This is a genomic window from Corynebacterium sp. MSK047, from assembly GCF_030232285.1.
Lineage (GTDB): Bacteria > Actinomycetota > Actinomycetes > Mycobacteriales > Mycobacteriaceae > Corynebacterium > Corynebacterium jeikeium_D.
In genome coordinates, this window is the sequence record NZ_JASPJI010000005.1 from 1 (window position 1) to 11,359 (window position 11,359).

The 11,359-nt window shown below is 58.1% G+C and carries 8 protein-coding genes; 7 read left to right on the top strand and 1 reads right to left on the bottom strand.

Annotation, left to right across the window (positions count from 1 at the left end):
* Positions 1-249 precede the first annotated feature (249 nt).
* The 6 genes from lysS to QP981_RS02710 all read left to right on the top strand — a co-directional run bounded on the left by lysS (position 250) and on the right by QP981_RS02710 (position 8,796).
* Positions 250-1,782 (top strand): lysine--tRNA ligase, encoded by a 1,533-nt coding sequence (gene lysS / locus QP981_RS02685; protein WP_038626637.1) that lies wholly within the window; start codon positions 250-252, stop codon positions 1,780-1,782.
* Between the two features lie 167 nt (positions 1,783-1,949).
* Complete coding sequence (locus tag QP981_RS02690; protein ID WP_284857417.1) at positions 1,950-3,359, top strand: metallophosphoesterase family protein; 1,410 nt, start codon at positions 1,950-1,952, stop codon at positions 3,357-3,359.
* Between the two features lie 122 nt (positions 3,360-3,481).
* Positions 3,482-4,888, top strand: a complete 1,407-nt coding sequence (locus QP981_RS02695) for an acyl-CoA dehydrogenase family protein (RefSeq protein ID WP_048731769.1) — start codon at positions 3,482-3,484, stop codon at positions 4,886-4,888.
* 42 nt (positions 4,889-4,930) lie between these two features.
* Complete coding sequence (locus QP981_RS02700) at positions 4,931-6,142, top strand: acyl-CoA dehydrogenase family protein (protein ID WP_016421475.1); 1,212 nt, start codon at positions 4,931-4,933, stop codon at positions 6,140-6,142.
* A 219-nt stretch (positions 6,143-6,361) separates the two neighbouring features.
* On the top strand, positions 6,362-7,819 hold the full coding sequence (locus tag QP981_RS02705) for a purple acid phosphatase family protein (RefSeq protein WP_048731772.1): 1,458 nt from the start codon (positions 6,362-6,364) through the stop codon (positions 7,817-7,819).
* A 149-nt stretch (positions 7,820-7,968) separates the two neighbouring features.
* Positions 7,969-8,796, top strand: coding sequence for a hypothetical protein (locus QP981_RS02710; protein WP_070607477.1), 828 nt, complete (start codon positions 7,969-7,971; stop codon positions 8,794-8,796).
* 112 nt (positions 8,797-8,908) lie between these two features.
* On the opposite strand, the gene QP981_RS02715 is transcribed toward QP981_RS02710, so the two are convergent.
* Positions 8,909-10,627, bottom strand: a complete 1,719-nt coding sequence (locus QP981_RS02715) for an AMP-binding protein (RefSeq protein ID WP_284857416.1) — start codon at positions 10,625-10,627, stop codon at positions 8,909-8,911.
* Between the two features lie 364 nt (positions 10,628-10,991).
* Here QP981_RS02715 and QP981_RS02720 point away from each other — a divergent pair, with 364 nt between their 5' ends.
* Positions 10,992-11,324, top strand: a complete 333-nt coding sequence (locus tag QP981_RS02720) for a hypothetical protein (RefSeq protein ID WP_284857415.1) — start codon at positions 10,992-10,994, stop codon at positions 11,322-11,324.
* Positions 11,325-11,359: the final 35 nt, after the last annotated feature.

Sequence of the window (11,359 nt, forward strand, 5' to 3'; positions counted from 1 at the left end):
AGTCCTCGGCGGAGCAACCCCACGTGAGATACTCCAGCAAATATTCAATCGTGGCGCATTAACCGCTTGATCCCGCCTTCGGTGCCGATAACGGTCCGCAACAATTGGAACCGTCGACACTTGCTCATCCTCGAATTGTGGAGGATATTCGTCGAGGTTGGCGGCAGGCGGGGGAGTAGCCCGCCGAGTATTTCGCAAAGGGGCGGGCGAGTAGCAGGTCGGCGGTGTAGTCGGCTAACCTTTATAGCCGTGACTGACGCGAAGAAGACCCCTGAAAACACCGCCACCGTTCCTGAGCAGCTGCGCATTCGCCGCGAGAAGCGTGACCGCCTGCTCGAGGCTGGAATTCAGCCGTACCCGGTTGAGGTTCCCCGTACTCATTCCCTCAAGGATGTCCGTGAAGAGTGGGGCCACCTCGAGGCTGGCGAGGAGACTCAGGATGTCGTGACCGTCATTGGTCGTGTCATGTTTATTCGTAACACCGGCAAGCTCTGCTTTGCCGCTCTGCAGGAGGGTGACGGCACGACCCTGCAGGCCATGCTTTCCAAGGCTGAGGTCGGCGAGGACGCCCTGGCTGCTTGGAAGTCGGACGTAGATATGGGCGACTTCGTCCTCATTACTGGCCGCGTAATTTCTTCGCGCCGCGGCGAGTTGTCCGTGATGGCTACCAAGTGGCAGATGGCCTCGAAGGCTCTGCGTCCGCTGCCGGTGTCGTTCGCTGATCTGTCCGAGGACAGTCGCGTGCGTCACCGCTACACGGACCTGATTATGCGTGAGCAGGCGCGTACTAACGCACTGACTCGTATCAAGGTCATCCGCGAGCTGCGCCACGCCCTTGAGCGTCGCGGTTTCCTCGAGGTCGAAACCCCGATGCTGCAGACTCTGCACGGCGGTGCAGCTGCACGTCCGTTCGTGACTCATTCCAACGCTTTGGACATCGATCTCTACCTGCGTATCGCGCCGGAGCTTTTCCTCAAGCGCTGCGTCGTCGGCGGTATGGAGCGAGTCTTTGAGATCAACCGTAACTTCCGCAACGAGGGTATCGACTCCTCGCACAGCCCGGAGTTCGCGATGCTGGAGTACTACGAGGCATTCGGCACCTACGATGACTCCGCCCGCACCGTCCGCGAGGTCATTCAGGAAATCTGCGTCGCGGTCTTCGGTTCGACGACTGTTACGCTTGCCGACGGTACGGAGTTCGACTTTGGCGGCGAGTGGAAGCAGATTGAGATGTACCCGTCGCTGAACGAGGCACTTGCTCGCAAGTTCCCTGGTCAGCCGGAAGTCACTATTGACTCGACCGTCGAGGAGCTAAAGGCAATCGCCGATGTGATTGGACTTGAGGTTCCGGAAAAGGGCGGCTGGGGCCACGGCAAGCTGGTTGAGGAAATCTGGGAGCTGCTCTGTGAAGACCAGCTCGACGGTCCTATCTTTGTCCGCGACTTCCCGGTCGAGACCTCTCCGCTGACTCGTCAGCACCGCTCCAAGCCTGGCGTGACCGAGAAGTGGGATCTTTACGTCCGTGGCTTCGAGCTGGCTACCGGCTACTCCGAGCTGGTTGACCCGGTTGTCCAGCGTGAGCGCTTTGAGGATCAGGCGCGACTGGCCGCCGGTGGCGACGACGAGGCCATGGTTCTGGATGAGGACTTCCTGCACGCAATGGAGCAGGGCATGCCGCCGACGACCGGTGTGGGCATGGGCATTGACCGCCTGCTGATGGCCCTGACCGGCCTTGGCATTCGCGAAACCGTGCTGTTCCCGATCGTGAAGCCGGAAGCGTAAGCGACTGAATTCATGTGTAGTTATCCCGGTGTTATCACCGGGATTATTTTTATCCCGTAATTTCTTCACCCGTGAATTCGGTAAATGGGAATAAGAAAATTGATCGGCGATCCGTATTGCGCTTGGGAGCAGCAGCGGGAGCAGCAGCGAGTGCAGGGGCCGTAACGGTGGCCGTCAATAGCGTCGGGACGCGAGCAGTTGCATCGGCGGCCCCGAACCAGGCGCCGTTTCCATTCACCGGGTTGACCAGCGGCCTTGTTGTGACGGACCTGGAAGTCGTGACCGTGACCGATACGTCGGTGACATTTTCGTGGGCGACGTATGCAGGCCCACATCCAGCGTGGGGGAAGCTGGCTCCACTGGCGCCGGCCGACACTGAAGTTGCGCTAGTGCCAGTCGATGCCGATGAGGGCGGCGAGCTACCCGTGGTACATAAGGACGAGACGCAGGTTGGCTACCACTTTGTGACCGTCGATAAGCTGCGCCCTGGAACCACGTACCGTTTCGAATGCCGATCGAATGGGCTGGTCGCCGAGCCGGGATTAATTACCCGAAACCTCCCCAATACACCCGAGCAAACTGGACAGTTCACGACGTTGGTCGCTCCGGAAGGGGAGTACCTGACCACGATTGCCATCCTCAATGACACGCATATTGGCGAAAATGGGCATGGTATTATCACCGGCAATTTCCCCGCGCCTATCTTTTCTGAACCGGGTGCCGGACCGTACCCCGAGGTCATGCTGACAGCTGCTCTCGCCGAGCTGCGCGGGATGGGGATTGAAAAGGTTTTCGTCAACGGTGATGCCACGTCGGAAGCACGTCCGGCGGAGGTGCGTCGATTTGCCGAGATTATGAATACCTTTGGTGCTCAGGAGCGGCAGTGGTTTGTCACCCGCGGCAATCATGATCGTCCGCATAAGCCGGATGCCGATCCATCTGCTGGCTACGACGAATTCCCGGTTTTGGAGGGTACCGAGAATCATCGCGATCCCTTCGGTGTTCTCCTGGGGCGTCCGCGACAGGAACTGTGGGTCACTCAGCAGGGGCCGATTCGGGTCATCGGTCTGGATTCATCGAAGTTGGATGAGTCCGGTGGCGAAATTAGCCCGGAACAGTTCGATGCACTGGAGCGGGAACTGCAGCGCGCCCCCAGCAAGCCGACGGTTGTGCTGGCTCATCACCCAATTACCGCCGAGGCTGGTTGGACACATGCTGCCGGCCCCACCTTCATTCTCAACAGCGCTGATGCACGACGCTTGCAGCAGATGCTTAACGACGCTCCGGGTGTATTCTTCGCGGGGGCAGGTCACACCCACCGTGCAAAGCGTACTCGCGGTGATGTTGGGGCCGGCGTTGATTATTTGGAGACCGGCGCGTGCAAAGCATACCCCGGTGGCTACACACTGCTGCATGTCTACTCCGGTGGCTACCAGGTTAACTTTCACCGTTTGAGCAGCGAAGATGCGCTTGCGTGGACTGCGCGTGCCCGTTGGGCGATGTACGGTTTCGAGCCCGAGGCTCTGCTTGGTGAGCTCTCTGATCGCAACTACGTTGTTAACCGCGTTATCGCCTGACAAGTTAGAAGCCTGAAAGTTTTCTGTTACTTGGCAATGTTTTTTCAATTCTTGTGACAACGGTCACGTGATTGTTTTATTGTTATGCCAGTAATAGTTCTGACTCGAAAGGCCATGATCACATGAGCGAGAAGAAGAACCGCGAAGATTCGACTGTCGGCCGCAATAACCCTGGTCGCGACGCTATCGGAGCGGCAATGCGGTTCATCACGTCGATTACTGGTTCGGACTTCGCCCAGAAGTACGACCTTCAGCCAAAGATCGACCGCGTGGTGTACCAGTCCACCAAGTCCGGTTTTAAGACCCTTGGTGCCGCGAACCGTCAGTTTAAGAAGATTTCCGGTTCCGGTAAGCCGGAGCGTCCGGCTGAGGAAGCCCAGGCTGCACAGGAGGCCGCAGCCGAGGAGAAGGCAAAGAAGCTCTTCGACCTCACCCCGACCGAGGATCAGCAGATGATCGTCGAGACGGTTAAGGAGTTTGCTGAGTCTCGCTTGCGCGAGGCTGCTTACAAGTCCGACCACGAGGCAACTCCGCCGGAGAACCTCGTCTCTGAGGCTTCTGAGCTGGGCGTCACTATGATCAACGTCCCGGAGGCTTTCGAGGGCATCGCTACCGGCGAGGATGTCACCACCAACGCGCTGGTTGCAGAGGCTCTGTCCTACGGTGACATGGGTCTGGCTCTGGCAGTGCTGGCTCCGGCCGGTGTCGCTGCCACCCTGACCGCTCACGGCTCCGACTCGCAGCAGAAGACCTACCTGCCGGCATTCGCTGGCGAGAACGTCCCGGCTGCCGCTGTTGTGCTCGCAGAGCCGCGCCCGCTTTTCGACGCACGCAAGCCTGAAACCACCGCAAAGCGCGAGGGCGATTCGCTGGTCCTCAACGGTGTTAAGTCCTTCGTTCCGAACGCCGGCGCAGCTGAGCTGTTCATCATCGGTGTTGAGCTCGAGGGTAAGCCGGCTCTGGTTATCGTTGAGTCCGACACTGAAGGTCTCCACGTTGAGGCTGACCCGTCCATGGGTCTGCGCGGTGCCGCAATGGGGCGCGTCATCCTGAAGGACGTCAAGGTTCCGGCTGAGAACATTCTCGGCGGCGCTAGCACCTCGGCTGCAGATCGTGAAGAGGCATACCTCGACATTCTGCGTCGTTCCCGCCTCGGCTGGGCAGCTCTTGCAATGGGTACTTCTCAGGCAGTTCTCGACTACGTCATTCCTTACGTCAACGAGCGTCAGGCATTCGGCGAGCCGATTTCCCACCGCCAGGCAGTGGCCTTCATGGTCGCCGACATCAAGATTGAGCTCGATGGTCTCCGCATGATCACCCTCCGCGGTGCTTCCCGCGCTGACCAGGGTCGCGGCTTCGCTCGCGAGGCAGCTCTGGCTAAGACCTTCGCCACTGAAAAGGGTATGAAGATTGGTTCCGACGGTGTGCAGCTGCTCGGCGGACACGGCTTCACCAAGGAGCACCCGGTTGAGCGTTGGTACCGTGACCTCCGCGCAATTGGTGTCGCCGAAGGCATCGTCGTTCTGTAAACCGCTAGATACTTCAGCCGAAAAGAATTAAGAGGAAAGAAAATGATTAACCTCGAACTGCCGAAGTTCCTCAAGGCGGGCGCGTCCCAGTCGCATCAGGCCGCCGCTGAGATCTTCCGACCGATTTCCCGTAAGTACGATCTCGCTGAGCACGAGTACCCGAAGGAACTCGACACCCTTGCCTCCATGATGGACGGCATGGCAGATGGTGGCCGTGGCTTCTCCGGTGCTTCTGGTGGACGTGGCGACGATAAGAAGCCGAAGCGCACCGGTGTAAAGAACGGTGGCAACATGGCTTCGCTGCTCAACGTTATTGAGACCTGCTGGGGTGACGTGGGTCTGACCCTGTCTCTGCCGTACCAGGGTCTGGGTAACGCAGCCATCGCAGCTGTTGCTACTGATGAGCAGCTGGAGGCTTTCGGTAAGACCTGGGCTTCCATGGCAATTACCGAGCCGTCCTTTGGTTCTGACTCCTCCGCAGTTTCCACCACCGCCAAGCTCGATGGTGATGAGTACGTCATCAACGGTGAGAAGATCTTCGTCACTGCTGGTGAGCGTTCCGACTCCGTCGTTGTGTGGGCGACCCTGGACAAGTCCAAGGGCCGTGCTGCCATCAAATCCTTCCTGGTGAAGAAGGGCACTCCGGGCTTCACCGTGGAGCGTCTGGAAGAGAAGCTGGGTATTCGTTCCTCGGATACTGCAGTGCTCCGCCTGGACAACGTCCGCGTTCCGAAGGAGAACCTGCTGGGTTCCCCGGACATTGATGTTAAGAAGTCCTTCGCCGGCGCAATGGCGACCTTCGACAACACTCGTCCGCTGGTTGCGGGTATGGCCATCGGTGTCTCCCGTGCTTCGCTGGAAGAGCTGCGTCGCATCCTGGAAGAGGCTGGCATCGAGATTGACTACGATGCACCGGCACACACCCAGAGCGCTGCTGCAGCTGAGTACCTGAAGCTGGAGTCCGATTGGGAGGCTGCATACCTCCTGGCTCTGCGCGCTGCGTGGATGGCTGACAACAAGCAGCCGAACACTCTGGAAGCTTCCGAGTGTAAGGCCAAGGCCGGCCGTGCAGGCACCGAGATTTGCCTCCGTGCCGTTCAGCTGGCAGGTACCTTCGGTTACTCTGAGCGTAACCTGCTGGAGAAGTGGTCCCGCGACGTCAAGATCCTGGACATCTTCGAAGGTACCCAGCAGATTCAGCAGCTGGTCGTTGCTCGCCGCACCCTGGGCCTGTCCTCCAAGGAACTGAAGTAGTTACAGTTTCAGAGCAATCTACATACTGGTGAGCCGGTAAAAGCTCACAAAGATGCTCAAGCCACATTTCTTAAAACACCGTCCTGCCATGACTTGGTAGGGCGGTGTTTTATTTTGCGCTGTTTTGGCCGTGTGTCTCTTGTCGTTGCGTTCCTATTTTTCTGAGATTAGAGGGAGAGTTCATCTAATTTTCATCTTTAGGTTCTAGGCTTATTGGACATGAGCATTTCCCGCCGGGCCTACCTATCTGTTGCAACTCTTGCTGCAAGTTCAATGGCCGTCGCGAAAACCTCGGGAGCGTACGGCCTGGAGTACGTCACGTCGGGTCTGGGGCTTACCCAGTCGGATTCCAAGTCGTGGCAGGTACTGGCTAGCGACTTGGAGGTCATCACTGTCACAGACACGTCAGTGGCATTTACATGGGCAACATATGCTCCGGGAGTGCAGACAGCGTATGGCTTCATTAAGCCGACCGTTCCTTCGGATGAGCGGGTGCTGCTTGGTCCTGCGGATTCAACGCAGTTAGAGCTCGTGCACGAGGGGTACTCAGAGTCGGGCTACCACCATGTGGTCATTGACGGGTTGGAGCCGGGACGGGAGTATCGCTTTGAGTGCTGGTCACACAACTGTCGCGCGGTTCCGTCGCTGAATATCACCATGAGCAAAACGGCACCGGAGAAGACAGGCGTCGTAAGCACTCTGCCAGCGCTGGAGGGTGCACATTTGGCGACGTTCGCGCTGACGAATGACACACACATTGGCAAGCCCAATCATGACGGCATTCGCATTGGCAACCTCGGTCTTTCCTCCGGTCCGGGAGAGCAGCCTTTTGCCTCTATGCAATTGCAGGGTCTGGTGGACACGGTAAAGGCTGCCGGGTTAGACACTCTCGTCATCAATGGCGATTGCACGGATAGCAACCGCCCTGAGGAGTATGACGAACTCATCAGGGTTTTGGATACTTTCGGTGAGTTTGGGAAAAACTGGTTTGTCACCCGTGGTAATCACGATGTGCACCCGCCCGGGCTACCCAATATCAATGGTTTCCGTGGACGCGGAATCCGCAAGGGCAAGACCGCGGTTCCGGATTACTTCAGCCAGCGTCTTGTGCCGACGCAGCAGCACTGGTCGACTCGCGTCGGCGAAGTGCGCCTCATCGGTGTTGATACCGCCGAGTTTGGTTATGCAGGTGGACGTATTAATGAGCGTCAGATGCGTGCATTGCGTGCCGAACTCGCAGACGATCCAGAGCGTCCGACAATTTTGTTTGCGCATCACCCGTTTACTCAGGATGCGGTGCGTTCGCATTTCGGTGGTGAGGCATTCATGGTCGAGGCGCAGCAGGCCAAGATTTTCCAGGAGATTCTGGCCGCCACGCCGGGTGCCAAAGGCGTGTTCGCTGGTCATACGCACCGCAGCCGCCGTGGTATCGCTGACTACGGGGATACGGACTTCTGTGAGCGGGGCGCGGCACTCGGCTATCCGGGTGGATACACGCAGATCCGAGTTCACACTGACGGTTACCAAATTAGCTACCACCGCACTACGACACCTCAGTCTCTGTCCTGGTCCACGAAGACTCGTTGGTCGATGTTCGGGTTGGAGCCAGAGTTTATGCTGGGAAAGATCTCCGATCGGAACTACGTCAATTTCTTCAAGAACAAAGTGCCGCTCTGAGCTAGTGCTAGCTTCAAGCAGGGTACGCTGGGCAACGCATAGTGTTAATGGAAAATACGTAGTGGCAAGTTCCGCTGTGGGCGTAGTCGCAAGCCGCCACGTTATTGGCCGAGCACAAGTGTGGCTCTGAAGTAATAAGGAATTTAGCGATGACCGACCAGTACAACCCGCGTTCGTCCTCCCCGCAGGATTGGGAGCAGGACGGTTATGCAACATCTGCCTGGGAGCAGCCGCAGGGCGGGGCCCAGGGCCAGTACCAGCCTCAGTACCAGTACCAAACGCAGGGGCCGAACCAGGGCGGTTACCCCCAGCAGTATCCGGCTTATCAGCAGGCTCCGGCACCTGAGCAGAAGAGCAACAACGGTCTGTACGTGGTCTTGGGCATCGTCGGTGTCGCACTTGCAGCGGTCGCCGGTATCGGTGGCGCGTACTACCTGAATAATTCCTCCGATAATTCCCCGCAGTCTCCCGATACGGTTGCGGCAGGGGACTCGTCGTCAAGCACTGCGTCCCCGGCGCCGGTGGAGACGCACACGGAAACCTATACCCAGACCGTCGAGCCAGAAACGACGAAGCAGCCGGAGAGCAGCGCTCCTACCACTACGCAGAGGGGAAATTTTGGTCTCCGCGCGTTCGGTATGGATCGCGATGATATCGACGCCAAAGGTTGGGTTGGCAGTACCGCTCGCTGCTCGGGTGGGGATTACGCGCGTGTGCTGGCGGAGACGTCGTCGGGCAAGGCTGTGATTTGCGAGAATTCCAATAACCGCCAGCAGCGCCATTACATCGGTGACTTCGGTGAGATTTCGGATAGTCCGGATGCATACACAGTAGATAGTTTCTCCGGGAACCGTGCTGTCGCAAAGAATGGTGGCTACACGTATACCGTCACTCCAAATGCGGTAACCGTGACCCAGGACGGCGAAGAAATTTTCCGTGAACCCGTCACGGACTACGGTGTTTTGAACGCAGGCTAATCAGCACTGGTTCTTTCTAGGACACGCAAAAAGGACGCGGTAACTTCCACAATGGAAGTTTCTACCGCGTCCTTTTCGTGTCTGCCGCTCGCTTTACGACGGTCCCTGCGCCCTAAGCAGCCTTCTCCTCGGCGGCATTCTCCCACGGCTTCGGCAGGTGGCGAGGAACCACCTTGCCGACTGCGTTGCGTGGCAGTTCATCGAGGAACACGGTCTCGCGCGGAACAGCGAAGCGGCTGAGGCGCTGCTTGACATATGTGCGAATCTGCTCATTGGTCAGGGCGCGACCCTCAGGGGAGTCGTCGCGGACAACCCAGGCAACCAGGGCCTGGCCGAAGCGCTCATCCGGAACACCTGCGACTGCGCACTCGCGGATGCCTTCGAGCTGGCTGAGCGCATCTTCGGTCTGACGTGGGAAGACGTTCTCGCCACCGGAGACAATCATGTCGTCCTCGCGACCGGAGATGTAGAGCAGGCCATTTTCCATTCGACCCAGGTCACCGGTACAGACCATGCCGTCAATGACCTGCTTGTCCGCGCCGGGGCGGGTGTAGCCCTCGTACAACATGTTGTTGCCCACGAAGATTCGACCGGTCTCGCCGTCAGCAACGCGGTTGCCGTCTTCGTCGAGAATCTGGACACGAGTGCCCAGCGGTGCGCGACCTGCCGTGGTCGGATTTGCCTTGAGCTCATCCGGGGTAGCAATGGTTGCCCAGCTGACCTCGGTGGAGCCGTACTGGTTGTAGAGAACCGGTCCGAAGCGCTCGAGGGTCTTGGTGACAATTCCCTCCGGAATGGCCGAACCGCAGGATGCGATGACCTTCAGTGATGTCGCACCGATGTCATAGTTGTCGGGGAGAATCTCAATCATGCGCTGCAGCATGGTCGGCACCAGGAAGATGGTGTGCGGAGAGTGCTGTTCGATAATGCGGAGGCTGTCGGCTGGATCGAACTTGCGGCGCATAATCATGGTGGAACGCAGTGCGATGCACAGCTGTGCAGTTGCGAAGCCCCAAGTGTGGAACAGCGGAGCCGCAAGGTAAGCCGGGCGACGCTGACGCAGCGGAATGCGGCTCATGATGGAAGATGCCGGCATCCAGCTGCGCGGCTCCGGGCGCTTGGCGCCCTTTGGAGTGCCGGTGGTTCCGGAAGTCAGAATAATAACGCGGCCACGGCGCGGGCGGCTTGGCAGCTCGGCGGTCGGCCACTTTGCCGGCGGTGCCGTCTTCAGCATCTCCTGCATGGAGGTCCAGCCTTCGCGAACGCAGGAGGTGTCACCGTAGTTTTCAAACCACGACACGGCGACCGGGCATTCATCGAAGTCCTCCGGCAGCATGTGAGTGAATTCCTCATCAATGAACAGGAAGTCAATCTTCTGCTCACGAATCACGGCCAGAGTCTGCTCGGCAGAGGCACCGGTGTTGAGCAGTACCAGGTCGGTGCCGAGGCGACCGTGGGCGCACAGAGCCATAATGAAACCGCGGTGATTGCGAGCCAACACACCGATGCGGTCGCGCTGCTGAATATCGCCGTGGCGGAGTGCTCGCGCCAGGGCAGTGGAGCGCTCGTGCAGTTCCTCGTAGGTCAGCGAGCCGCCGTCATCAATAATTGCGGTGTGGTGCGGATCGCGGCCGGCTGCAATGCCAAGGAGACCAGCTGGCAGGAAGTCCCAGCGGTAGATGGAATTTAATGCTTTACCAGCCGCGCCGGGTCCCATCGAGCCGAGGACACCAGCCTGCGTCACCGGTGCGAGTCCGAGGACGAGGTCCGAGGTAGCTCGCGAAGCTTTGCGCACCTTATTGAGGATCGAGGTCTGTGGGTCAGATGTCATAGTCACTCATCTTCCGTGGTTCATGTCCTGTGGTCTTCGGAGAGTCCTAATCAGGCGAAACCTCATCGGTAGGACCGCCGACTTAGTTTCTTTTACAGTAAGAATAAGTGTCCTAGGTCACTCTTGTGTAGGTTTTTGCAAAATTTTTTTATGAGAAACGAATATTTGTGAAGACCTGTATTGTGACCAGTGAAAATGGTCAAACGTGCAGATGCTCTCTTTTCCAAAGGTGGCGTCTGTTAGATAGAAGGCCCTGTATTGAAGTTGTTTTTCTAGAAAAATTCCTTCAAACATGTTCCAATCCAACTACGCCCACGTCTCCGTTGTGGAGGGCAAAGTTAGTCGATATGACTTAGGAGAATCTATGGATTCCGCTCTCAAGGCTCGAGTGTCCCTGGGGATTTTGTCAGCTCGAGTGGTAGTAGCTGGGGCAGTCGCAACCGGCGCTGCTTTCGGTCTTGCAGCATGTGGCGATAGCGATGACGTCGATCCGGCTCCTGTCCAGACCACTACGGTGACTTCGACTGAGAAGCAGGACGATGATCGCGACGACTCTGATGACGTCGATGACATGGAAGACGATCGTGACGACGATGATCGTGACGATGACATGGACGACGATAATCGCGGCGATGGTGATGACGATGACGGCGATTTGGATGGCGATCACGACGACGATAACCGTGTGAACAACTAGGTGTCCTTATTCGCACTGTTGAGTGCGTGAATTGC

Excerpts from the sequence above, each read along its gene's own strand:
- QP981_RS02705 (WP_048731772.1), top strand. The coding sequence starts at position 6,362 with ATGAGCATTTCCCGCCGGGCCTACCTATCTGTTGCAACTCTTGCTGCA.
- QP981_RS02695 (WP_048731769.1), top strand. The coding sequence starts at position 3,482 with ATGAGCGAGAAGAAGAACCGCGAAGATTCGACTGTCGGCCGCAATAAC.
- QP981_RS02710 (WP_070607477.1), top strand. The coding sequence starts at position 7,969 with ATGACCGACCAGTACAACCCGCGTTCGTCCTCCCCGCAGGATTGGGAG.
- QP981_RS02720 (WP_284857415.1), top strand. The coding sequence starts at position 10,992 with ATGGATTCCGCTCTCAAGGCTCGAGTGTCCCTGGGGATTTTGTCAGCT.
- QP981_RS02715 (WP_284857416.1), bottom strand. The coding sequence starts at position 10,627 with ATGACATCTGACCCACAGACCTCGATCCTCAATAAGGTGCGCAAAGCT.
- QP981_RS02700 (WP_016421475.1), top strand. The coding sequence starts at position 4,931 with ATGATTAACCTCGAACTGCCGAAGTTCCTCAAGGCGGGCGCGTCCCAG.